The organism is Mesorhizobium sp. M0676 (genome assembly GCF_040320535.1).
Classification (GTDB): Bacteria; Pseudomonadota; Alphaproteobacteria; order Rhizobiales; family Rhizobiaceae; genus Mesorhizobium.
This window is the reverse complement of record NZ_JAMYPU010000018.1, coordinates 57,288-80,708: the sequence shown is the minus strand read 5'-3', so window position 1 is coordinate 80,708 and position 23,421 is coordinate 57,288. Positions and strand designations below refer to the sequence as shown.

The window sequence follows — 23,421 nt, the reverse complement described above, 5'->3', positions numbered from 1 at the left end:
TTTCAGGAAGAAACAATGTCCGCCTTCAAGTCCGATTTCCTGCGCGTCATGAGCGAGCGCGGCTTCATCCACCAGATTTCGGATGAGACCGGGCTGGATCAACTTTTCGCGAAGGAAACCGTGACCGCCTATGTCGGCTACGACGCCACGGCGACCAGCCTGCACATCGGCAATCTGATATCGGCGACCATGCTCTACTGGATGCAGGAGACCGGACACCGGCCGATCGCGCTGATGGGCGGCGGCACCTCGATGATCGGCGACCCGTCCTTCCGCGACGACCAGCGCAGCCTTTTGACGCCCGGGGCGATCGCCACCAACATCGAAGGCATCAAGCGCATTTTTGGCCGCATCCTGCGCTTCGGCGACACCGGCAACGACGCCATCATGGTCAACAATGCCGACTGGCTGATGAAGCTCAACTATGTCGAGTTCCTGCGCGATGTCGGCCGCCACTTTTCGGTCAACCGGATGCTGACCTTCGACAGCGTCAGGCTGCGGCTCGAGCGCGAACAGTCGCTGTCCTTCCTCGAATTCAACTACATGATCCTGCAAGGCTATGATTTCGTCGAGCTCAGCCGCCGCCACGACTGCCGGCTGCAGATGGGCGGTTCGGACCAGTGGGGCAACATCATCAACGGCGTCGATCTCGGCCACCGCATGGGCACGCCGCAGCTTTATGCGCTGACCACGCCGCTGCTGACGACATCGTCGGGCGCCAAGATGGGCAAATCGGCCAAGGGCGCGGTGTGGCTGAACGGCGACCTCTTCTCGCCCTATGATTTCTGGCAATACTGGCGCAACACCGAGGATGCCGACGTCGAGCGCTTCCTGAAGATCTTCACCCGGCTGCCGCTTTCGGAGATCGCGCGGTTGGCCGCCCTTGGCGGCTCGGAGATCAACGAGGCCAAGAAGGTGCTGGCCACCGAAACCACGGCCATCGTGCACGGCCGCGAGGCGGCGCAACAAGCCGAGGAGACCGCGCGCAAGACCTTCGAGGAAGGCGTGACCGCCGAAACGCTGCCGACCGTGGAAGTGGACGGCGCCGCGCTGGAAGCCGGCATCGGCATCCTGTCGCTGCTGGTCAGCGGGGGCCTTGCCGGGTCAAACGGCGAGGCAAGGCGTCACATACAGGGTGGCGCCGTGCGCCTCAACGACCAGCCGGTGGCGGACGACCGGCGGATGGTGACGCCTCAGGATTTGAGTCCGGAAAACGTCGCAAAGCTTTCAATGGGCAAGAAAAAACACGTTCTGGTGCGGCCGGTCTGACCCGTCTTCTGGGATCCTCAGCGATATTCGAAGATCGAGCGGAAAATGCCCGGCGCGATTACCGATAGCGGGTTGATGTCCAGCACCGGCTTGTTGGCGTTGCCCTTAAGCCGGTAGGTGACGCCGATCAGCCCGCGGTCGCGGCCATTGCCGAGCAGCGCGCCGACCAGCGGCAGTTCGCCAAAGATGCGGTTGAGGCCATAGGCCGGCATGAAGGTTCCGGTCATGTCCATATTGTTGTTCTGGTCGTAGAGCGTGCCTTGGAAGGTGGTGCCGATGCGCGGGCCGCGCAGCACGCCATTCGCCAATTTCAAATAGCCCGACCCCTTGTCGATCTCGGTAAAGCCGCGCTCGAACTTTACCCGCGAAGTGTCGATCTTGCCCTTGACCGCTTCGTTCAGGCTGCGGCTGTCGCCGGTTGGCGTGGTCGAGACGATCGAGGCGAGCTTCGGTTCATTGACGATGAAGAAGTTGCTCGAATCGACCTGTCCACGCATCGGGCCGTCGGCTGCGCCGCTGAGCGCCAGCGTGATCGATCCGCCTTCCATATGCTCGTAGATGTTGAGGAAGCGCAATATGGCGCCTGCGTCGGCCGACTTCATGGTGAGCGCGCGAGCACCATTGCCTGCCGTATTGCTGATGGTGATGGCGGCGCCGGAACTTGCCGCGGCGCTGACCTTGAGCCTGTTCACCCTGGAGCCGGCGGCACTGTAGTCGAGCTTCAAATTGGACAGGACCTCGTCATGGAACCCGGTTAGCGAATTGACGTCGGCGCTGACCGAAACCGCGTCCGTGCCGGTGGTTTTGGTGGCGGTATCGACATCGGAGGTGAACTGCTTGATCAGCGAGCGGGCATCGAGCGCGTTGCCGCTGACATCGACTGCGAAGCCCTTGCCCGACCGCTTCACCGTCACGGCGACATCGTCGCCCCGGTTCAAGGCGACTTTGCTGAAGCGGGCCGAAGACAGCGCGCCCTTGACCAGGACGACATCGCCTTCGACCGAAAAGCTCTTTCCGTCGAGGTCGAAGTCGGACAGCGTCGTGGTATCGCCGGACTTGCTCATGGTAAAAGTGGCATTGGCGGGAATGCCCGGCCCCTTGCTCCAGCCTGCCCAGGGAATGTCCAGCCTGGCGCTCGTCAGGTCAACGTCGACGTTCTGGCTGCCGCCTTCGCCGCTCTTGTCGATTGCCACCTTGATGGTGCCGGAAATCAGCGGCGACAGGCCAGGCATGGCGATGGCGCGCGTCTTGTCGTCGAGCACAAGCGCCACCTTGCGGCTGCGCGGCGGGCCGCCATCCCTGAGCGGCTCGACCAGATCGAGCTCGGCTGGAATGCCGTTCAGCCGCGCCTTGGCAGAGATCACCGCCTTGCCGGGCCCGACTTCGATCGAACCGTCGGCATCGGTCACCATCTGGCCTTCGAACGGCTTGGCGAGCGACAGGTCCTTGTAGTCGAGCGATACCAGCCAATCGAGCTTCGACGTATCGACGCCGGATTGCAACGGAATGTCGGCCTTGACGTGGCCGGTCACCGTGCCCGACAGGTCGTCCGGCAAGATGCCGACATGGCGCATGGCGTTGATCGGTTCGTAGGAGGCAAGTTCGGCGATGGCCGGCGCCTCACCGGCGACGTCGATGTCGAGCGCGCCGATCACCGGCGGGTGGTTTGCCGCCTTTACCGACAGTGTGCCATTGCTTGCCGCCACGGTGCGGCCGCTCGGCATATAGACGCTGCCCGAGGACAGCGCGACGTCGACATCGTTGCCGTGGAAGGAAACGACGCCGACGGCATCGCGTATCGGCGGGATGCGGCCGGCGGTGTCGAAACGCGAGCCCTCGACCTGGAAGCGGCCGAACACCTCGTCGGCCGAAAGCGGCACGCCGTTGCCGAGACGTCCTGGCACGACCTGGAACTGCAGGCTGGCATCGACGACGCGGCCGCCAAACAGGTTCTGCAGCACCCACAGCCGCGCGTTCTTGGCGGAGAACCAGGGCCACAATTGCTTGACGTGCGAGACCGCCATGTCGTGGACGTTGAGCGACACCGAGATACCCGGCGGTCCGTTGTCGATGAAGGAAACCGCAGCGGTTCCCAGCACTTCGCTCCCCGATCCCGACCTGATGCCGATCTGGTCGGCGACAAGCTTGCGGCTCTTGATCTGATAGACGCCGGCGATGCGGGCGAAGAAATTCAGCGCCGGCTCGGGCGATTCCGAAGGCGCCAGCGTCGAGCCGTCGCTGGTCAGGTCGTAACGATAGGAAGGCTCCTCGCCGGCCGCGCCGGTCGACGGCTTTGGCCCGATCGAGCCGGCGAAATTGAACGCCGAGCGACCGGTCTTTAGAACCAGCCTGCCGACATCGATCTTGTTGGAGCCGGAGACAAGGGCGGCGTCGACATCGACATCGGCCGGCAACAGCCCGCGTGTGCCGAGGTCGAGCACCGAGCCGGTTAGCGACAGCGAGCCCGTCAGCCGCGAATCGGTCTCGCCCGAGCCTTCGGATCCGGTGAGCTTCAAAGCAATCGCGCCGGTTCGCCCGCCGGCCGCCGGCGTGGTCTCCGCGACATCCGCCATGTCGATGGCGGCGTTCAAGGCGGTGACGCGCATCGAGCTCGTATCGCGGGTGGCGGTGGCGGTGACGGTGAGCGCGCGGCCATCGACATCCGCCTCGGACGAGAACTCCACGCTGCCGGGGCCCGACTGCAGCACCGTCGCGTTGGCGATCATGACCAGCTTGACCGATCCGGCCTCGGGCAGCTCGAATGCGACATTTTTGAGATCGATGCGGCGCATCGAATCCTCGCGCACGGCATCGAGTGCACGATTGACGTCACTGAAGACGGCGGCGGCCAGTTTTTCCGGATCGATGAGACCGTCTTGATTGCGCAGGCGCGCTGTCCAGTCACCACCCGACGGCATTGCCGCGGTGACGATATGGGCGTCGGAAATCCTGGCGCTGGTCAGCCGAACCTCGCCCGAAAGCAGCGGGATCAGCCGGATGCCGAAGCGGACGCGCCCGGCATCGGCCATCGGCTTGCCGTCGGCCGTCTCGACGCTGACATCCTTGACCTGCAGCGCAATGAAGCTCGATCCGTCAAGTGTCAGGCTGGCAGGACCGACGGCGACTTTGACGTCGAAACCGGCCAGTTTCTCGATCGCCGTTTCGGCTTCCAACCGCAGCCGTTCGTTGCCGATGCCGGTGGCGCCGATGACGTAGACGGCGGCCGCTGCCAGCAGCACAAGGGCTCCAGTGCCGGCAAACAGCCGGGCAAGGATGCGAAAGCCGCGGCCGATCCGTGCCTTGCCGAGCGGCGGCACGCGGCAAGCGGACGGGAAAGCCCCCAGGTCGGTGATCTCGTCACGCCTGAACCGGATTTTCTCGTGCTGCGGTTCTTCCTGATCCACGCAATTTTCCGTTGTGCGAATTCGATCGTGGACGAATCCCCGCCCGACACTATAACGACGCAGGCTAGAGCATGATGCCGAAAAGTGTGAGGCGGTTTTCGGACGACATCATGCTCTATCTCTTTGATTTAGGGCCGCGTAACCTCAAACAAGGGCATCGATATGGCTGATCTCGACGTTGGCGACGTTGCGCCGCAATTCGATCTTCCGCGCGACGGCGGCGGCTCACTCAGCCTTGCCTCGATGCGGGGGAAGCCCGTTGTACTTTATTTCTATCCGCAGGACGACACTACAAGTTGTACCAATGAGGCGATCAGCTTTTCGCAGCTGAAGCCGGAGTTCGAAAAGGCCGGCGCCGTGGTGATCGGCCTGTCGCCGGACAGCGTGAAGAAGCACGACAAGTTCAAAACCAAATACGATCTCACCGTCGACTTGGTTGCCGACGAGGCGCGCAAGGTGATCGAGGCCTACAATCTGTGGGTCGAGAAGACGATGTATGGCCGGAACTATATGGGCGTCGAGCGGGCGACGTTCCTGATCGGCAAGGACGGGCGGATCGCCGGGATCTGGCGCAAGGTCCGGGTGAAAGGCCATGCCGAAGCAGTGCTGGAGGCGGTCCGCGCGCTCTGAGGCGCCACCGATCTGGCCAACGCCGCGCAGTGCATTAGGGGCATAAGACATATATGCGGTTGGCTGACACCGTTGGTCACTAGCGCGCCCGCGACGGCAAAACTTTGTTAACCCTAATAATGTGTAATCGGGCTTCGTTGGTGTCGTAACGAAAGCTTGGTCCCGTGAACCTAACCGGTCAGTCAGCGGTCTTCGGCAGGCGCAAGGAGCCGCATACGGTCATCATTGCGCGGGGCAATGAAATACGGCATTTCACCATCCGGCCGTGGCTCGTCGCCTTTCTCGGCTCGGCACTGGCGGCGATCGCCATCGGCTATCTCTTGGCGACCTCCTATCTCGTACTGCGCGACGATCTGATCGGCGCCACCACGGCCCGGCAGGCGCGCATGCAGCAGGCCTATGAAGATCGCATTTCCGCATTGCGCGCGCAGGTCGACCGCATCACCAGCCGCCAGCTTCTCGACCAGAAACTGATGGAAACCAAGGTCAGCGAATTGATCGAGCGGCAGAGCCAGCTCAGCCAGCGCCATGGCCGCCTCGGCCCGATTCTCGAGCGGGCCGAAAACGAAGTCGGGACGCTGCCAACCGCTGATGCCGCAGCGACAACAAAACCCGACGAACATGCCGAACTGACTGGCGGCGAGCCACTCGCCTATTCGGTCGCCAGCCTTGGTTCGGGCGACACCAGGCCATTCTCGCTGTGGTCGACACGTTCCGATCCGCTGCCCAGCGAAACGGCTGCGGACCGCGCCGACAAATTGTTCGTCTCGATCAATGATTCACTGAAGGCTATCGAGAGCCAGCAACTCACCCGCATCGAAACCCTGGCCGACAACGCCTACAAGAACGCCGATGCCATCACCCAGGCGCTGGAAGCGGCCGGTCTGCCGGTCGACAGTGATTTCGGCAAAAACGAAAGCGATGTCGGCGGACCGCTGATCCCGCTTGACAGCTCGATGATGTTCGACAGCAAGGTCAAGGAACTGGACGAGGCGCTGGATACGCTCGACCAGTTGAAGAAAGAGGCGCGGCGGCTGCCGCTCGCCAACCCGGCGCCGGGCCACTCCGTCACCAGCCCGTTCGGCGTGCGCACTGACCCCATCCTCGGCACCGCTGCCCTGCACTCGGGCATGGATTTCCGCGCGCCGGTCGGCATGGCAGCCAAGGTCACGGCGGCCGGAATCGTTACCAAGGCCGGCTGGAACGGCGGCTATGGCCGCATGGTCGAGGTCGATCACGGCAACGGCTTTGCCACGCGCTACGGCCATCTGAGCGAGATCGACGTTGCCGTCGGCCAAAAACTCGCAGCCGGCGACATCATTGGCAAAACCGGCAGCAGCGGCCGTTCGACCGGCCCGCACCTGCACTACGAAGTCCGCCACAATGGCGAGGCCATCGACCCGCTGCGCTTCCTGACCGTCGGCAAGAAGGTCGAGCAGTATCTGTAGGGTCAAGCCAGGCGGCTGGTTGCACGCCCCCGCCTCCTTCACCCGTTGTACCATCCTGTTGTTTGGCAATCCGACATCGCGTGCTCCGGCGTCACGTTCTGGAGCCTGCGGCTGCCGCGCGCTTTGCCGATGCTGTTCTCATCGCTGAGGATTGCCTCGGCCACCGCCGTGATCGGCGCCATTGTCGGCGAATGGATCGGCTCCGACCAAGGACTTGGCGCGCTGATCGTCCAGGCGTCCTTCAACTACCAGTCGGACCGCCTCTACGCGGCGATCGTGCTGTCATCGGGCCTGTCGATCGTCCTGTTTTGTCTTGTGGTGCTGATCGAGCGCCGGACGATCCAATATTGAGCAGATGCGTCAGGCGGGTCGCGGTGGCGTCCGTCGTGGCTGACCGGTCAGGATTTGACATGGATGTCTCGCGGGAATTTGGTCAGCGTCTCATGGCCGGTCTCGGTCACCAGAATGGTCTCGCTGATCTCGATGCCCCAGCCATCCATCCACATGCCAAGAATGGAGTGCAGGACGTTGCCGGGTTGCAGCGCGGTCTTGTCGCCGGGCCGCAGGCTGATCGTGTGCTCGCCCCAATCCGGGGGATAAGCGACGCCGATGGAGTAGCCGATGCGCGATTCCTTCTTCAGCCCGTAGCGCTGGATAACCTTGCGCCATGCGGCCTCGACCGCTTCGGCTGTGGTCCCCGGCCTGACCGCGTCGAGCACCGCATCCATGCCTTCGATCACCGCCTTTGCGGTGTCGGCGACACGGGCCGGCGTCTTGCCGAGCTGCATCGTTCGGGCGAGGCCTGCGGCATATCGGCGGCAAACGCCGGCGAGTTCGAGCGCGATCGTCTCGTCCTTGCCGAACCTCCGGTCGCTCCACATGATGTGCGGAGCCGATGCATTCTCGCCGCCGAGGATCGTCGGCGGAAGTGCCGTGATGTCGCCGGCGAAGTCTGGACTGCCGGCAATCTGCGCCGCCTGGATCGCGGCAATCGCATCGCATTCGCGCACGCCTGGCGCGATGACTTCGAAGGCCCGCGCGACAGCTGCTTCAGCCAAGGTCGACGCCTTGCGCAGGTAGGCGATTTCCGGCGCGGATTTCACGGCGCGGATCCAGTTCACCAGGAGATCGGCGTCGTGCCATTTCGCATTGGGCAGGCCAGCGACCAGCCGGGCATGCGCCTTCGGCGAGAAATAATAAGCTTCGAGCTCGATGCCGATATGTCTCGCGCCCCAGCCCTTGGCGACGATCCAGGCCGCCATCCAGTCCATCGGATGGCGATCGGCTCGCTGCACGTGGTCTTCGGGGAAGCCGACCACATTCTCCGGCTTCATCCAGGCCGTCAGCAAGCCGCCTGCCGCATCCATGGCGCGGCCGATCCAGACCGGCTCGGCCTCGTATTCGATCGGGACCAGCACGACCTGCGGCGTGTAGAACGACCAGCCGTCATAGCCGGTGATGTAATGCTGGTTGGCGACATCGTTGACGACCAGCAGTTCCAGCCCACGCGCCGCCATCTCGGCGCGGATCTTCTTGAGCCGCCGCTGGTACTCATCGCGCGCAAAAGGCAATTCGATCATCGGTTTTCCTGCTGGATTGTTGGCCGGCGAGCCCCGCGCCCGCCTGACGTCATTCACCATTGCGGTGGTTTCAGCCCGGCTGCAATCGGCCAGCGCGGCGCATGGGACAGGTCCTGCACCGCGTCCGGGAACCATTCCGAATTATTTTTGAATTCCATTTGACTGAATAAATTGCCTGTGCAAGTCTTGGTCTTCCTAAGGGGCGCGGGACATGGCACTGCGGGGAACCAATCAGGAGTTCGGACGGCCCTACAACCGGCGCATCGTGCTGGAGTCCATCCGTCTTCACGGTCCCATCGCCCGCGGCGACATTGCCGGCCGCGTTGGCCTCACCGTCCAGACCGTATCGACCATCGTTCGCGAACTCGAAGAGCACGGCTATGTGCTGTCGCTGCGCGAAGAGCCGCGCGGACGCGGGCTGCCGCCGGCGACGCTCAGGATCAACCCCGAGGGCGGCTATGCCGTCGGCGTCCACCTCACCCCGCTAGGGATCGACGCGGCGCTCATCAATCTCAGCGGCGATGTCATCGAGAGCATGCATCGCGAGGCGCCGCATGCGACGCCCAACCATGCCTTCGAGCTGATCGGCGCGATGGTGCCGGAGTTGACGGCGCTGCGGCCCGGCGGGCGCGTGCTCGGCATCGGCATGGCGCTGCCTGGACCGTTCGGCGTGGAGTCGATGAGCTTCGTCGGCCCGACGACCATGGCCGGCTGGAAGGATGTCGCGCTGCCGGAACGGCTGGCGGCGTCGACCGGGCTGCCGGCCTTCTTCGAAACCGACATGGCGGCGGCCGCCATGGGGGAACGGCTTTACGGTCTCGGCTCCGGTTATTCCGAATACTACTACCTCTATTTCGGCGTCGGCCTCGGCGGCGTCATCGTGCATGACGGCGCGGTGATGCGCGGCGCCTGGGGCAATGCCGGCGAAATCGGACACATCCCTGCCGTTCCCGGCGGCGAGCCTTGCCCATGCGGCAACAGCGGCTGCCTCGAACGGTATCTCTCGCTGGAAGCACGTCGCCGCCGCAACATCAGCGACGCCGCCTGGGTGGCCGAGATCGCGCCGATCTTCCGCAACGCCATCGTCACAATCGAGAATATATTCGACCCCGAAACCGTGATCCTCGGCGGGCTTGCGCCCACAGACCTGCTGGAAAAGCTGGTCAGCGCGGCCGGACAGTTCCCCAATTCGGTCTCGGCGCGGCGCGACCGCAAGACACCGCGCGTGACGGTGGCGACCGGCGGCAAGCATTCGGTGCTGCGGGGCGCTGCCGCATTAGCCGTTTCGGGCGTGCTGTCGCCGCGCTTCGGCCAGATGTTCATTGCCGAGCGCGAGCGCCGGTCCGACCTCATGCACAGCAAGGGAGTGGCGGCATGACCGAACCGCTGCTGGTACTCGAAAACGTCACCAAGAATTACGGCGCCATTCATGCGCTGAGGGGCATCAGCTTCTCGATCGGCAAGGGCGAAGTCGTGGCGCTGCTCGGCGACAACGGCGCCGGCAAGTCGACACTGGTCAAGATCATCGCCGGCGGCCTCGAGCCGAGCTCCGGCCGCATGCTGTTCGAGGGCAAGGAATTCCTGGCGAAAACGCCGGCCGAGGCCAAGGCTGCCGGCATCGAGACCGTCTACCAGGACCTGTCGCTCTGCACCAATGTCGACGTCGTCGCCAATTTCTTCATGGGCCGCGAAATCACCCGCAAGGTTCTCGGTGTCCCCATCCTCGACGAGCGCGCCATGGAGGCCGTGGTCGGCAAGGCGCTGGCAAGTGCCGGCACCCGCATCCCGTCGCTGCGCACCAATGTCGAGCATCTCTCGGGCGGCCAGCGCCAGGCCATCGAGCTCAACCGCTTCGTCCATTGGGGCGGCAAGCTGGTGCTGCTGGACGAGCCGTTCGCGGCACTCGGCGTCGAGCAGACCAGGCGCGGCCTCGAGATGATCCGCCAGGTGGCCAACCAGGGCATCGGCGTCGTCATCATCACCCACATCATGCAACAGGCCTTCCAGGTCGCCGACCGGATCGTGGTGATCCGGCAAGGCGTCGTGGCCGGCGATGTCGCACGCAACAAAACAAGTCCCGATGCGGTGATCAACATGATCACCGGTGAGACGCTTGCCGGTGCCGGACCGGCAGGTTGAGGGACAAAAGAGGGGTCCGGTATAAAAGAGGAGCGAACGACATGAAGCGAATACTGGTTCTTGTCTTCGGTATCCTGGCACTGGCTCTTGCCTCGCTCACGCCGGCAATGTCCCAGACCAAGGGCACCGTCTATTATATGGTCCCGACCCTGCTCGATGAATTCCAGACCGGCTCGGTGAGCGCGCTGGAGCTGTTCCTCAAGCAGGTCGGCTATGAGGTGAAAACACTCAACGCCGATAACAAGACTGACGCGCAGCAATCGCAGATGAACGACGTCATTGCGCTGAAGCCGGCGGCGATCATCCTGGCCGCCGTCGATTTCAACGCGCTGAAGCCGTCCATCGAAGCGGCGCGTGCAGCCGGCATCCCGGTGGTCGAGTTCGACCGCCAGATCACCTCGACCCCGTCCGATTTCACCTCGGTGGCGGGCACGGTCGAGATCGGCTACGTCGCCGCCGAGCAGGCGCAAAAGCTTCTGACCGCCAAGAACGGTTCGGTGAAGGGCAAGATCCTGCAGGTGCTCGGCGATCCCGGCGATCCCTACACGCTCGACATCCAGAAGGGTTTCGAGGAGAAGTTGAAGGCGTTTCCTGACGTCAAGATCATCTCGCTGCCGGCCATGCAATGGGAAGCCAGCAACGCCGGCACGATCGTTGCCGACCAGATGCTCGCCAACCCCGACATCGACCTGATCTTCAGCCATGCCGCGCACCTGTCGGTCGCAGCCGTCGCCTCGCTCGAGGCCGCCGGCAAGAAGCCGGGCGACGTCATGCTGATGAGCTCGAACGGCGCTCCGGTCGGTCTCGACCTGATCCGCAAGGGCTGGCTCAATGTCGAAGTCGAGCAACCGCTCTACGCGCAGGCCGCGGCCGTGGCGATGTTCATGGACAAGATCGCCGGCAAGCAGGAAATCAAGCCTGGCGAGTATGACGTGCTCGGCTTGAAGTCGACAGTAACCAAGGAGAGCTGGGGCCCCAACATCAAGATCCCGGGCGCCGCCATTACCAAGGAAAACGTCGACAATCCGGCCTTCTGGGGCAACCAGAAGCCGCCGACGGACACGATCAAGTCTGTCGAATAGTAGCCTAGCGAAGCGCTCCGGGCCATTGCGGCCCGGAGCCTGCCCATTCACGACGCCGCGTCCCAGGACACCGTGGCGAACCTAAACCCGCGCCTGAACCCGACGAAATCGAGTTGATTTCTCAGCCTGATTTTTCTCGGGAGCGCCAACCGGATCAGCCCATGAACCCGCGCACCCGCAAAGCCCTGGAGTTCGTCCTCGACAACCTCGTCTGGTTCATGCTGATCTTTGTGCTGGTTGTCTTTTCCATCTTCGTCCCGAACTACTTCCAGCTCGGCATCTTCGCCAACATCATCGAGGCCTCGAGCGTTCTCGGCGTGATGTCGATCGGCCTGTCGCTGGTCATCATTGCCGGCCATATGGACCTGTCGGTGGAATCGGTGGCCGCACTCAGCGCCATGGCGGTCGGCATCCTGTTCTGCTCATCGGGCATCGGCATGGGCATACAGCTCAATCCGCAATGGCTGATGGTTCCGGTTTCGCTGCTGGTTGCGCTCGCCGTCGGCGGCCTCATCGGCGTCTTCAACGGCTATCTCGTGGTCAAGGTGAAGATGAGCGCCTTCATCATCACGCTGGCGTCCTACATCTGGGTGCGCGGCCTGGTTCTGGTGATTTCCGGCGGCCGCTCGGCACAGGATCTGGCGCCGGCCATCCGCTGGTTCGGCATCCAGCGGCTGGCGGGCCTGCCGCTGACCGCCTGGATCGCTGTCGCCTGTTTCGTCCTGTTCTCGCTGATCATGGCCAAGACGCCGTTCGGCCGCCACCTCGTGATGATCGGCGGCAACGAGACCGCGACCTTCCGCGCCGGCATCCGCGTCAATCGCAATTTGATCATCGCCTTCGTGCTTGCCGGCGCCATTGCCGGCCTCGCCGGCTGGCTGCTCGCCATCCGCACCTCGGGCGCCACCGCCAATCTCGGGACCGGGCTGTTGTTCAACGCCTTTGCCGCCGTCGTCATCGGCGGCGTCAGCCTGAAAGGCGGTGTCGGCACCTTGCCCGGCGTCTATGCCGGCGTGCTTTTGCTCTCCTCCATCAACACGGCGATCAACCTGATGGGCCTGCCGGCCAATTTCACCCAGGTGATCCACGGCCTGCTTGTGCTCGCCGCCGTGCTGCTCGACGCCTTCAAGCAAACCATTCGCCAAAGACTGGCATAGGAGACGGCTGGCATGACAGGACGGCTCGAAAGCAAAGTCGCGCTGATCGTCGGAAGCGCGCGCGGCATCGGCAAGGGCATCGCCCAGCGCTTTGCCGAGGAAGGCGCGCGGCTGGTCCTGGCAGACAGCGAAGCCGAGGCCGGTCAAGCGGCCGCGGAAGAGCTCGGCGCTGCCTTCATCCGCACCGACATCTCGCAAATGGCCGATGCTGAGGCCGCGGTAGCCCTGGCATTGAGCCGCCACAGTCGTCTCGACATCATCGTGCAGAATGCCGGCATCTATCCCTGGCAGCTCATCGAGAACACCAGCCCGGGCGACTGGGACCGGGTGATGGCGGTCAATCTGCGCGGCACCTTCAATGCCACGCTGGCGGCGCTGGCGCCGATGAAGGCGCAAGGCTACGGGCGCATGCTCTACACCTCATCGATCACCGGTCCGCATGTCACCAGCCCCGGCCATGGCCACTACGCCGCCAGCAAGGCCGGCATCAACGGCTTCATCCGCTCGGCGGCGCTGGAGTTTTCCGGCTACGGCATCACCGTCAACGGCGTCGAGCCCGGCAACATCCTGACCGAAGCGATCGAGCTGCATCGGGGCGCCGCTTATATCAAGAACATGGAGGATTCGATCCCGTTGGGACGCCTCGGCAGTCCGCGCGATGTCGCCAATGCCTTCCTGTTCCTCGCCTCGGACGATGCCAGCTACATCACCGGCACCACCATCATCGTCGACGGCGGCCAGTTGCTGCCCGAAGGCAAGGATTTCCGGCTGCTGCCGCCGTGATCAGCCGGATTTGTTGTAAAGCAGCAATTCAGGCCGGTACTCGAAATGCATGGTGTCGTAGTGATACCAGCGCCCGCCCCAGATGAAGCCGTTTTTCTCGAACAACTCCACGACTTCCAGCGGGATCCGGTTCTTGAACGGAATGGGGCCCTTGGGGTTGGTTTTGTTCCTGTTGTTGTACCAGTAGTCGGAGAAGCCGACATTGATGTCGAAGGCCGCCCCGAAGGAGTGGACGCTCAACCGGTTCGTGCCGGCGATGGGCCGCCAGACAAAGCCGCCGCCGGGCTTGAGCCCGTAACGGCTCAGCTCCGCGGGCATCGCCTCAAGCGCAGCGGAGACCTTGCCCAGCCGGTCGTTGATGCCGAAAATCCTGGTGACCTGCACGGTCTTCTTGCCGAGCTTCGGCAACCATTTGAGGTTGGCGATGTGCTTGCCCACCTCGGCGGCACTTGCCCCGTAGAGCTTCTCGAAGAAAGGTTCGTTGCGGATGCGGCCGGGATCGAAATCCTCGGCCGGGACCAGCGCGCCCTCCGCTGCTCCGGGATAGACGTAGCGAAACATGTCTTCGATGTCAGGGCTCTCCAGCAGCGCGTCGGCGTCGCGCGCCTTGCCGTCGTCCCACACCATCGTGGTGCCGTCGGTCCAGGTCAGTACATTGCCCGAAATGGTGAAAAGTCCGGGATAGGCCTTGAGCAAGGCGGCCTTGGCCGCCGGCTGGTCGACGCCGTCGCCCGCATTCCCTGCATAGGCGAAGCGTCCAGTGCCGACGATTGCCAATGCGAACAGCAACCGCAGCATCAGGCGCCCTGGATGATCCATCATTGTCCTGCCTTCCCGGAGGGCTTTCGTTCATCGTGTATTTAACAAGGCTGCTGTACCATGCTGGTCGAATCGAACGGGAGACAAATCGTGTCAAAAACCTTCAATGCTTTGATCCGGATGACGTTTACATTCATCTGCCTGGTCGGCCTGGCCTCGTCCGTCTCTATTCTTTTTCCAGCCACCGCATCCGCCCAGCGGATGCAGCGATGCGCCGACGAAGGCGAAATCTGCCGCCTGCCCTACCCCTCGGAAGTGGTCTACGGCGCGCGCGGGCAGACCACTTCGCGCTTCATCGATCGTCGTGCCGTGCCGTGTACGAATCGCGTCTTTGGGGACCCGGCGCCTGGCCGCGACAAGGCTTGCTACATCGTGAGGCGCGGCGGCGGTAACGACTATGGCGACAATGATGACGACGACGACAATTACGGCGATGACGACTACGGCCAGGGCGGCGGCAGATGGGTGGCCTGCGCCTCGGAGGGGCGGTTCTGCGAGTTCCGTGGCCGCAAACTGGTGAGATACGGGGCGCGTGGCCAGTACGTCCAGGGCGTATTCAGGAACGGCGTCACATGCAGCGTCGACGCCTTTGGCGAGGATCCCATCCGCCGCGTGAAGAAGAACTGCTACGTCAAACGATAGGTGGCGCCGGGGAAGAACGGCGGGTGCGGCTCGTTGCGGCCGCGCCCGGCATTCGAGATATGGTCGGCCAGATATGGTGGGCGATGACGGGCTCGAACCGCCGACATCTTCGCTGAGAACGCTATCGTCAACTCGACCGCTGTGAACCCTTATCGCGGCACGGTGACACGGCACCTACGCCGATATCGAAGCCGTATGCGAACAACGTCGACAAGTACACGCTTGCCCGCATCGGCGAGCCGAAACAGGAAGAAGTGGCGGAGCCGATCGTCTTTCTGTGCTCACCCAATGCGTGGCGCTCAAAAGCGGTTCCCCGGTTTTGAGAGAGCGACATTGCATAGACGCTCAAGATATTAAGCTTCCTGATGAACCTACCCGTGCAGGTGAACCCACCCTTCCAGAACACCCTGCCCTTCCGGAGGAACCTGCTTTTCCGGATACGCCAAGTTAATCCGGTAAAGGCATTGTTCGCCTGGCGTTGCGGGCGTGGGCCGAACTTGCTCTGCAGCTGCCATCCAGACGGAAGACATTTGTGTATATTCCGCTTTGGCGACGCGCCGTAATGGCCTCTTGTACTTAGTCCACCGTGCGACGCGAAGGGCCGGTGCATGTGTCCTCTGGCGAGACGTGAAACGGACTGCATCCGCAGTAATGGCCAGTCTGTCGCCAGACTAGCTGCGAGGTCACCGCTCATGCTACTTTGAGGCCTTCTCGTTCATGTGGGAAGAGGCAGGCCTTGCTTGGCGACGTATTCATCAACTACCGGCGGCAGACCGATTCCGGCGTGGCGGGCCGCGTCTACGATAATCTGAACCGCGCGCTTCCTGATGCATCCATCTTCATGGACGTCGACAAGCTCAACCCCGGCGATGACTTTGAGGTGGCGCTTGCCCGCAGTTTGGCCAGTTGCAAAATCATGCTGGCGATCGTGGGGCCGCAGTGGGCCGCGCTTACCGATGAGCAGGGCCAGGTTCGGCTGGAGTCCCCCGACGACTTCGTGCGCAAGGAGATCCGTACGGCACTCCAGGCTGGGGTGCGCGTCATCCCCGTGCTCGTCAACGGCGCCAGCATGCCAAAGAAAAGCGCCTTGCCACCCGATCTGCAGGACCTGGCCAAGCGTCAAGCCATGGAGGTCCGCCACGAGCGCTTCAACGACGATATGGCGGCGATTGCGTCGGCGATAGCGAAGCCAGCGGCGCGGCGGCCGAGGCTCTGGCTGCTGTACGGGCTGGCCGCGATGATCGCGCTCGGCATCGGCGGGACAACGGTGGCGTTGTGGCCGAGGCCCTCCCCTTTGCCGTCGCCTATCGAGCCCGCAGCGATCGAGGCCAAAGGATGCAAGGAAGGATTCGTCTGGCGATCGGCGATCTTCGGCGACAGCGTGTGCGTGAGTCCTGCCGACTACGGCGAGGTGCAGGCCCAGAATGCAAATGCCCGCAACAACCGTTCGCCGACCGGCGGACCTTACGGCGACAGCACCTGCCGCGACGGCTACGTCTGGCGTGAAGCGTTCGAGAGCGACTTGGTCTGCGTCACCCCTTTCGAACGCGACAAGGCCAGGAAGCAGAATGCCGACAACGCGTACAACCGGATATGAGACCGTAACTCCGGGCAAGCACCGATTTATCAAGAGCTTGAGTGGTGGGCGATGACGGGCTCGAACCGCCGACATCTTCGGTGTAAACGAAGCGCTCTACCAACTGAGCTAATCGCCCGCTCCGGCCGGACCTTTAAGCGGTCGCAACCGGCTTCGCAAGGCCAAATGAGCAGCTGCTAGCTTAGCCGCACAGTGGTTTTCGCGGGCAAAGTGCCGCCTGTCAAAAAACCTTCTCCTGATGCGTTTATGCTGTCCAGCTGCGCTTGACACCCGGTGGCGAACCCCTTATCCACCGCCCCAACGACGAACACGGCTGACACGTGCTCGTCCAATGCGCGGGTGTAGCTCAGTTGGTTAGAGTGCCGGCCTGTCACGCCGGAGGTCGCGGGTTCGAGCCCCGTCACTCGCGCCATTAATTTCAAGGGGTTAGCTACCGCCCCTTGAAAAGTTTCAACTCTCATTCTCCGGAGAGTTTCAACTTTCTGTATTCGTTCCGTTCCAGACCAAGCAGCTTTTCTGCCCTTGCGGCGGCTGGCGTCAGCTGAGCGGACGGCGGCCAGATTGACCGGCATATAGGTCTTCTGCAGCGCCTTGTTCCCGTCGATCGAGTTGCCCATCTTGGCCGAGATTGCCTCGACCGACGCGCCTCCGGCATTCGCCTCGACCGCGCCGGAACGCCGCATGTCCATCAGCCGCCGCTTCTCCGATGTCCCGAATACCAGCGTGCGCAGATCGGCAAAGTCGTCGACCAGAGAATCCTTCGTGTAAGGCACGCCGGCGCGCGGCCGGCCGCCCTTCGGGCCCGGCGCGAAACCGCGCGAGCGAAAGATCGGCGCATCGTCAAGCAGGGTGACGCCTAGGATTCGACATAGGCCAGCACCAGGCGCTGCGTGCGTGACGACAGCGTGCCGAAAGCCGCCTCGCCACTCTTGCTGCGTGCAATCAGAAAACCCCATTCCTGTGCTGTCTGCATTGCCTGCGCCGGTGTGAGCGTGCGCACGTCGACGGGTGAGAAGCTCGTGTCCCACGCAACGGCGATGATGCAGGCCAGTTCGCGGTAGCCGGCGCGCCAGGCGCCCCGCCTCGCCTGCCGTCCAGGTCTGGTGGCGCGGTGGTGGCGTCTGGCGGCGGATCGCCTGCGATGGGTCGGAGCCGGGCGGGCATAGCTTCATGCCGGCCATGAAATTATAGAGCGAACGCCACGCTTTACGGCACGGTAGGCGATGTCGACACCTTTGACCCGGAGCAGACGGCCATACCAGTCGTCGAGCAGCTCGAGGGTGATGTCGGCTGGCGGCAGGTCGGCGAAGTACGGCTCGATGAAGGTCCAGCCGCGCTCCCAATCCTCGCGGGTGCGCGGTGGCTTGCGCTTCCATGCATCCATGCGGCGATAGCGTGCAAAGGCGTCTCCGATGGAATCCTTTGGCCATACATGCAGGCGCGACGGCTCCCTGCCCTTGCGGAGTTCCTGCCAGCGGTCTTCCCACTCCCGGGCTATCGTCCAAGCCTCAGGCCCGTCGATTCCACAGGAAATGCATCTGAAGCCAGCTTCGACCATCTTCGGCGTCGGCAGCCAGTAGCCGTATTTGCCCTTACGGATGACGTAGTGCTTCAACTTGATCTTACCCAAGGGTCGCCAGCCTCGCTCTTGCAATGTCAATGCTAGACTGCGCGCCGGATCCTGATCCTGCAAGACCCGAGCGTTAACCGAGCCAGGCGTCGATCGCAACCATGTCGTAGTTGCCGGTGATTGGGCAGGCCTTGGGAAAGCCTTGATCCTGCAACGCGGGCAGAAATTCCATGAATTCCCGCAGCGTCAGGTGGAGATAACGCGCCGCCTTGATCGCCGGCACCAGCCGTGGTTGTACCGGGACGCGGATAGATGACGGTTGTAATGTGTGGGTTTGGCTCATGGCACCAAAACTCTATCCACCGTCCATCGGGCAGCGGATGGGCGCCTTGTCGTTGGGCGGGTGTGAATCTCGCCCGTGTAAGCACCTCCGCCGCATAGCATGAGATTTTCCTACTCCATGATCTCGTTATTCCTGCATCGAGGGGGAATGAGGCTTAGAATAGCGGCCTTTCTCCCCCATGCCTATTCATCCAATCCTTAATCGCAGAATCGGCAGCCACAGAGCGAGAATACTTGTAATCGGCGGCTTCGAAGCCGCTACGCCCGGCCACCCAGCATCGCCATGACAGCGTCTGGCTTGTGCGTAGTCAGAATCGCACCCTGTGCTCTGGCCAAATCACCAGCCTTGAAACGGCACCCTCGTTTGGGGCGGCGGCCCGGCGTCTCGCCTGCGGCGTCGCCATGCTGACGCTCCTTCGGCGCCGGTTAGCTGATTTCACGGTCACGAACTTGCTTCGGCAACGAAATGGACACCGCGCCGAAGCGGGAGTTCGAAGCTCTAAGCGCCATACAGCGGGCTCGTGATGCCGACGATTGCGACATCACCGAATTTGCCGTTCCTCTCCGACCCGCCCGCCCGATCGACACCCAAGCACACTGCCTTGTGACGTCACCTCAGGGCATACCTTGATCTTATCAGCGATTACCCGTCGGCCAAGGCATCTGTTTTGAAATTCGCTTGATGGCGTCCCTGCCCTTGCCGTTCGACTCCGTCCAGTCCTTGTCTGTCAATTTGTTGCGACGAGAGCTAGTCCCTGTCCTGCTGGTCCGTCTCGTCTCATGTCGTGGCTCTGCAAAAACCGTAGCAGCATGTTCGCAACCTGTTCACCCATGTTGATTTCACGAGTTTCCGACTGTCGGCATATAAGAGGGAGAGGTCCGATGGATTTCATGTTGATGGTGAACATTGCCGGCGGCATCCTTCTGGCCATCGCAATCCCCTCGGTGTGTCTCGTCGGATGGCTGTTTTACCGTTCGGGATCGGGACAATTGAGAGGCGAAAGCTGTGACAATGAAAAGCCCGCCACCGTGCCAGACCAGAAAACTCATATTTTAGCCCCTGCGAAACAAAGCTCGCTATTCCGCGTTGAGGCTCGTCGAACAACGGAGCTTCACGAATGGATCCGGCAACTGCAGCTGTGATGATTTTGCTTTCTTGCAGTCCCGCCCAGGGAGTCTGCAAGCCACTCGATACATCACCGGCCATGTTCGGATCCCTTGACACATGCCAGTTGGCGTTAGCCGTGAGGCTCGAGGGCGCTCCCAACGGGGAGATCGTCGGGCGATGCAGTTCGATCGACCCCTCCGCTACAGGTTCCGTTCCAGCCGGGTATAGCACGATTGTCGTCACGCGGGGCACAGGGGCGGGTGCGGTGAGCAGTCGCTACATCGTGCCACACAAAAACTGAAGCCAGCCACCGTGAGGCAGCGGGCTATTCATTCTCGACCGGACAATTATAGGCCTTGCCCTCCCTCTATGAAGCCATACTCGGCATCGTTGGCTTCGCGCTCGTCGTCCGCTTCGCCATCGTCGTCGCCTTCCCTGTCATCGGTCCCGGTGACTTCGATGCCACCCGCCAGACAGGGTTCGAGATCCGGGTCGGGCTCTACGAAGTCGAGCGCTACAGGCGTTCTTCATCTTCGATCGAGCGACGGACCGCCATGCCCGAAAGGCAGAGGTTCGTGGCTGGATAGCGAAGAATCGCACACGGCTTTCCTTCATTCGCATGGTTCGCAGAAATTAGCATGATCGCCTACTCTCATCTCGTCCGGCGTCGTCTCCCTCAAAGCAGCGCCGGTAATGCTCGGCGCCCTTCTTGGTTTCTCCCCGTATGTCAAAAGGAGGTCGCCGGGCCTTAACAGGCCCCGCTGCTCATCGCTTGCGGGGTGTCCTGATGGCTGAGCTTGGCCCCGTGGCCTAACGGCCAGAACCAAACGTTCCGAAAAGCTTTCCCAGGCTGGCGGCAGCCGAAGGGCTGCACAAGAGGGATCGTCAGACCGCTCCTGGCGCACCACAGCGACACCACCAAGCTGTAAGTCAGGTCCATCGGCGCTGCTGATGAATGCCCTCAGATGGATTGCGTTTGCCACGAAAAAGGAATCGTACCGGCCCGTTCTCAGCACGTCAGCCGGAACGGGCCATGGGCAGAAGCAGCCGACTAGCTAAAATCGCAAGACGACCGAAGGACCACGTCGGCGATAGCACCGGACCCGACGGCGCCCGTGTCGCCAGTAACTACGGCAGACTCTTCTCCAGCCCCGCCGGCGGCGGCGCCGGTGGTAGTAATCTGGGTCGTAATCTTGGTCGTAGTAGCGCCGATGGTTGACCGGCTCCACTTCCGCGTGAGTACCTTCGTTGTCGAAGGCGTCTGGCGCGTCGAGTTCTTCGAGAATGCCGCTTTTGGCCGCTGGAACACCGGCCAATGCGTTGATAGGCCGGACCGCGCTTGCAAAGGCTGCTGCCCCTGCAACGCCAAACATCGCTGTCAAAAAGGATCGCCGATCCATAGTAAACCTCCCAAGTTACATGAGCTGAACGAAGCGCCCCGCCTGCTGAAGGAGCAGGCCCAGCGCACGGTAAAATAGAGGATTCGCCAGCCGCTCAAGCAACTCGCGAATCCTATCAGCGCAGGAAGGGACCTGGCTGCGCCGATCCAAGACATGTCAGCTAAGGACGACCGCCATTACCAAAAAGGTAACGGCTGTTGCAAAAATCGGTGCGAGCAACCATCGCGCCTGGCCAACACTTTGATCCATTTGTTCTCTCCCGTTGTGGAGAACCAACAACCTGAAGCCCTAATCCGTTCCGCCTAGTCCAAAGCTAAGACCATTGCGTTGTACGGTTCGGACTTTAGGCCAATCGGATTAGACAAAGGTGCGTAGGCGGGAACGTTTACCCCGGTTCAAAGTTGGTTGCCGGGCAGTGCGGGACGATGATCGTCGTGTGCCGGTCCTTGCAGGAGAGAAGATATGAAGATGCACATTGTGAACACCGCCGCAGCCATGTTGCTCTTGGCGGGGATCGGCTCCGCCGCCGCTGACGACATTATCATCCAGCCGGAACAGGACACGGTCATCCGTGAGTATGTCAAGAAGCAGCCCTTGGCTTCGGTGAACCTTCCCGGCGTGGAATTGAACGTCGGGACAGCTCTGCCGGAAACTGTGGAGATCCACGAGGTCCCGAACATCAAATACCGTTACGTGGTGGTCGACAACCGCACGGTCCTGGTCGATCCGGGCACCCGCAAGATCGTGAAAGTTTACGACTGAGATTTCGAACGAACCCACGCTCGCCACCCTTGGGTGGCGAGCGTGGGCATTCAAACGCTACTCAGCCGGACAAATTCAAAATGCCACTCAGCTGGATAATGAACATGACGAACCCTGAACTCGAGAGGACGCAAGCCCTGGTTGCCCGCTTGGCTGATCTCCAAGCAAGAATGCAGGCAGTACGTCTTGTTGGAGCCGAGGTAACAACCGTCCGAAAGGTTGCAGCCATAATCGATGACGGCTTCCGACAAGCCGGCCTCACACCGTTAGAAATCGCAGAAGGTCAAGAGGAACAGTTTAGCGATACTAAATGTTCGACTGGCTATGGACAGCCGAACCCTACTCTCAGCAGATCAAGTCAGAGCAGCACGAGCCCTACTGAACTGGCCGCGTGTGCGACTTGCCGCCAAGGCCAATCTTAGCGAGATGGTGATCAGCGCTTTTGAGAACGGATACAGGAAACCGCGTCCCCACAACATGGCCGCCATCCGCAAAGCGTTTGAGGATGCCGGAATCGTTTTCACCGTCCAAGGCACTCCATCGCTAACCCGCTCAGAAGGTGATAGCGGCCTAGCCGCCGATAATAGACAGTGGCGCGGCCGGGAGAAAAAAGGATAAAGGGGACAGCCCGTGTACCCTCTGCACCCGATCTCTAAAGCGGCCGCTAACCAACCCATTATGTCGCTCTACGGGATTGCTTTGGCGGACTGGCCCCGTCACTTCCGCGATACCCAATGCAAAGACGATACCGGCAGAGCCTGGTTACTGCTTCTGCACAGGCGGCAGAAAAAGATGGACGCTTGTTCCTTCACCAGCTTCGCTCTCGATCCGAATGTGCCCACCGGATTGTTTGACGAAGCCATAAACCTGGCTAAGTCCAAGTCTGGTCCCGCGTCCATCGGGTTTGGTGGTGAAGAACGGCTCGAAGACCTGCGCCAGAATCTCCTTGTTCATGCCGCAACCGGCATCGCGCACGGTCATACGAACGCACGAACCCGCCAGTGAATGCACATCGTCGATGTCGTCCGGGACATCGCTAGTCTCGATTGTGAGCGTTCCCACGCCCGGCCATGGCGTCCTTGGCGTTCACCGCCAGATTGAGCATGGCGACATCGAGCTGGTTGGGGTCGACCAGAACAGGGCCAAGCGCCGCGTCCAAGTTGCGTTCAATTTTGATTGCACTCCCAAGCGTTCGTTCCAGCAGCATCGAAAGCTGTTCGATCCGTCCGTTCAGATCAATGCTTTCGGGCGTAAGCGACTGGCGCCGAGAGACGCAAGCAATTGCTGCGTAAGTGCCCCGCCGTTCTGTGTTCGTTTGAGCAGTTCGTCGATCAGGATGGCTGATTTCGGATCGCCGGGATTTTCGGCGAGTTGCTTTTGCAGGAGCCGCAGGCCCGAGTCGAACGCTGCTATCAGATTGTTGTTATCGTGAACTATGCCGGCTGCGAGGCGGCCAATTGCTCCGAGCTTCTGGGATTGACGTCGACGTTCCTCCTGCGCACGCGGCGAGGAAACGTCCCGAAGGCTGGCAAGGAGAGCAGGTGTCCCGTCCCAGTTAACCTCCACGACCCAGACGGCCATACGGATAGTCAACGCCCGTGTGGGCCGGTAAGCATTCGAATGCACTCTGCGCGCAAGTGAACCCCTTGCGCTAACGCTTCGACGCGCCATCAAAGCATTGACCGCGCG

23 protein-coding genes, 2 tRNA genes and 1 pseudogene are annotated in these 23,421 nt (G+C 62.1%); 17 read left to right on the top strand and 9 right to left on the bottom strand.

Going from position 1 to position 23,421, the window contains the following annotated elements; translation table 11 throughout:
* Positions 1-15: 15 nt before the first annotated feature.
* Entirely contained in the window at positions 16-1,269 is a 1,254-nt protein-coding gene (gene tyrS / locus NKI35_RS20330; protein WP_352741323.1) for a tyrosine--tRNA ligase, read from the top strand.
* Between the two features lie 17 nt (positions 1,270-1,286).
* Here the strand turns inward: tyrS and NKI35_RS20325 are convergent, their stop codons facing one another.
* Positions 1,287-4,673 (bottom strand): hypothetical protein, encoded by a 3,387-nt coding sequence (locus NKI35_RS20325; RefSeq protein WP_352741322.1) that lies wholly within the window; start codon positions 4,671-4,673, stop codon positions 1,287-1,289.
* Positions 4,674-4,835: 162 nt separating this feature from the next.
* Between NKI35_RS20325 and NKI35_RS20320 the strand changes: the two genes are divergently transcribed.
* The 3 genes and pseudogenes from NKI35_RS20320 to NKI35_RS20310 all read left to right on the top strand — a co-directional run.
* The gene (locus NKI35_RS20320; RefSeq protein WP_023819420.1) at positions 4,836-5,303 is read left to right on the top strand and encodes a peroxiredoxin; all 468 of its coding nucleotides are present in this window, start codon (positions 4,836-4,838) and stop codon (positions 5,301-5,303) included.
* 164 nt (positions 5,304-5,467) lie between these two features.
* Positions 5,468-6,751 carry a M23 family metallopeptidase gene (locus NKI35_RS20315; RefSeq protein WP_023708648.1) on the top strand — a complete coding sequence of 428 codons (1,284 nt, stop codon included), beginning with the start codon at positions 5,468-5,470 and terminating at the stop codon, positions 6,749-6,751.
* A 93-nt stretch (positions 6,752-6,844) separates the two neighbouring features.
* Positions 6,845-7,102: pseudogene (locus NKI35_RS20310) on the top strand (ABC transporter permease); the annotation flags it as partial.
* Positions 7,103-7,149: 47 nt separating this feature from the next.
* Here the strand turns inward: NKI35_RS20310 and NKI35_RS20305 are convergent.
* Positions 7,150-8,331, bottom strand: a complete 1,182-nt coding sequence (locus tag NKI35_RS20305; RefSeq protein WP_352741321.1) for a M24 family metallopeptidase — start codon at positions 8,329-8,331, stop codon at positions 7,150-7,152.
* A gap of 211 nt (positions 8,332-8,542) precedes the next feature.
* Between NKI35_RS20305 and NKI35_RS20300 the strand changes: the two genes are divergently transcribed.
* The 5 genes from NKI35_RS20300 to NKI35_RS20280 all read left to right on the top strand — a co-directional run bounded on the left by NKI35_RS20300 (position 8,543) and on the right by NKI35_RS20280 (position 13,492).
* Positions 8,543-9,709 (top strand): ROK family transcriptional regulator, encoded by a 1,167-nt coding sequence (locus tag NKI35_RS20300; protein WP_023739408.1) that lies wholly within the window; start codon positions 8,543-8,545, stop codon positions 9,707-9,709.
* Entirely contained in the window at positions 9,706-10,470 is a 765-nt protein-coding gene (locus NKI35_RS20295) for an ATP-binding cassette domain-containing protein (protein WP_023669142.1), read from the top strand. The genes NKI35_RS20300 and NKI35_RS20295 overlap by 4 nt, the downstream gene beginning before the upstream one ends.
* A 41-nt stretch (positions 10,471-10,511) precedes the next feature.
* On the top strand, positions 10,512-11,552 hold the full coding sequence (locus NKI35_RS20290; protein WP_023684845.1) for a sugar ABC transporter substrate-binding protein: 1,041 nt from the start codon (positions 10,512-10,514) through the stop codon (positions 11,550-11,552).
* Positions 11,553-11,713: 161 nt separating this feature from the next.
* Entirely contained in the window at positions 11,714-12,709 is a 996-nt protein-coding gene (locus NKI35_RS20285; protein WP_023743159.1) for an ABC transporter permease, read from the top strand.
* Between the two features lie 12 nt (positions 12,710-12,721).
* On the top strand, positions 12,722-13,492 hold the full coding sequence (locus NKI35_RS20280) for an SDR family oxidoreductase (protein WP_023743160.1): 771 nt from the start codon (positions 12,722-12,724) through the stop codon (positions 13,490-13,492).
* Here NKI35_RS20280 and NKI35_RS20275 read toward each other — a convergent pair whose 3' ends face one another.
* Positions 13,493-14,314 carry a M15 family metallopeptidase gene (locus tag NKI35_RS20275; protein ID WP_352741320.1) on the bottom strand — a complete coding sequence of 274 codons (822 nt, stop codon included), beginning with the start codon at positions 14,312-14,314 and terminating at the stop codon, positions 13,493-13,495.
* A gap of 57 nt (positions 14,315-14,371) precedes the next feature.
* Between NKI35_RS20275 and NKI35_RS20270 the strand changes: the two genes are divergently transcribed.
* Positions 14,372-14,953 carry a hypothetical protein gene (locus NKI35_RS20270; protein WP_352741319.1) on the top strand — a complete coding sequence of 194 codons (582 nt, stop codon included), beginning with the start codon at positions 14,372-14,374 and terminating at the stop codon, positions 14,951-14,953.
* 736 nt (positions 14,954-15,689) lie between these two features.
* Complete coding sequence (locus tag NKI35_RS20265) at positions 15,690-16,550, top strand: toll/interleukin-1 receptor domain-containing protein (RefSeq protein ID WP_023739412.1); 861 nt, start codon at positions 15,690-15,692, stop codon at positions 16,548-16,550.
* A 42-nt stretch (positions 16,551-16,592) separates the two neighbouring features.
* Here NKI35_RS20265 and NKI35_RS20260 read toward each other — a convergent pair.
* A tRNA-Val gene (locus tag NKI35_RS20260) sits at positions 16,593-16,668 on the bottom strand.
* Between the two features lie 217 nt (positions 16,669-16,885).
* Between NKI35_RS20260 and NKI35_RS20255 the strand changes: the two genes are divergently transcribed.
* Positions 16,886-16,962: transfer RNA gene (locus NKI35_RS20255), tRNA-Asp, on the top strand.
* 756 nt (positions 16,963-17,718) lie between these two features.
* Here NKI35_RS20255 and NKI35_RS20250 read toward each other — a convergent pair.
* Both NKI35_RS20250 and NKI35_RS20245 read right to left on the bottom strand, forming a co-directional pair.
* The gene (locus NKI35_RS20250; protein ID WP_352741318.1) at positions 17,719-18,180 is read right to left on the bottom strand and encodes a hypothetical protein; all 462 of its coding nucleotides are present in this window, start codon (positions 18,178-18,180) and stop codon (positions 17,719-17,721) included.
* 73 nt (positions 18,181-18,253) lie between these two features.
* Positions 18,254-18,463, bottom strand: coding sequence for a hypothetical protein (locus NKI35_RS20245; protein WP_156933983.1), 210 nt, complete (start codon positions 18,461-18,463; stop codon positions 18,254-18,256).
* Between the two features lie 881 nt (positions 18,464-19,344).
* Here NKI35_RS20245 and NKI35_RS20240 point away from each other — a divergent pair.
* The 5 genes from NKI35_RS20240 (at position 19,345) to NKI35_RS20220 (ending at position 22,350) form a co-directional block, all read left to right on the top strand.
* A complete protein-coding gene (locus tag NKI35_RS20240; protein ID WP_352741317.1) occupies positions 19,345-19,605 on the top strand; it encodes a hypothetical protein in 261 nt (86 codons plus the stop codon).
* A gap of 321 nt (positions 19,606-19,926) precedes the next feature.
* Positions 19,927-20,157: a hypothetical protein gene (locus tag NKI35_RS20235; protein WP_352741316.1), complete on the top strand. Its 231-nt coding sequence runs from the start codon at positions 19,927-19,929 to the stop codon at positions 20,155-20,157.
* 624 nt (positions 20,158-20,781) lie between these two features.
* Positions 20,782-21,048, top strand: coding sequence for a hypothetical protein (locus NKI35_RS20230; protein ID WP_352741315.1), 267 nt, complete (start codon positions 20,782-20,784; stop codon positions 21,046-21,048).
* 384 nt (positions 21,049-21,432) lie between these two features.
* Positions 21,433-21,732, top strand: coding sequence for a DUF1236 domain-containing protein (locus tag NKI35_RS20225; RefSeq protein WP_352741314.1), 300 nt, complete (start codon positions 21,433-21,435; stop codon positions 21,730-21,732).
* Between the two features lie 324 nt (positions 21,733-22,056).
* Positions 22,057-22,350: a helix-turn-helix domain-containing protein gene (locus tag NKI35_RS20220; RefSeq protein ID WP_352459440.1), complete on the top strand. Its 294-nt coding sequence runs from the start codon at positions 22,057-22,059 to the stop codon at positions 22,348-22,350.
* A 144-nt stretch (positions 22,351-22,494) separates the two neighbouring features.
* Here NKI35_RS20220 and NKI35_RS20215 read toward each other — a convergent pair whose 3' ends face one another.
* The 3 genes from NKI35_RS20215 to NKI35_RS20205 form a co-directional block, all read right to left on the bottom strand.
* Positions 22,495-22,686: an ATP-binding protein gene (locus NKI35_RS20215; RefSeq protein ID WP_352741345.1), complete on the bottom strand. Its 192-nt coding sequence runs from the start codon at positions 22,684-22,686 to the stop codon at positions 22,495-22,497.
* 82 nt (positions 22,687-22,768) lie between these two features.
* Positions 22,769-22,891 carry a hypothetical protein gene (locus tag NKI35_RS20210; RefSeq protein WP_352741313.1) on the bottom strand — a complete coding sequence of 41 codons (123 nt, stop codon included), beginning with the start codon at positions 22,889-22,891 and terminating at the stop codon, positions 22,769-22,771.
* Between the two features lie 71 nt (positions 22,892-22,962).
* On the bottom strand, positions 22,963-23,313 hold the full coding sequence (locus NKI35_RS20205) for a sensor histidine kinase (RefSeq protein WP_352741312.1): 351 nt from the start codon (positions 23,311-23,313) through the stop codon (positions 22,963-22,965).
* Positions 23,314-23,421 lie beyond the last annotated feature (108 nt).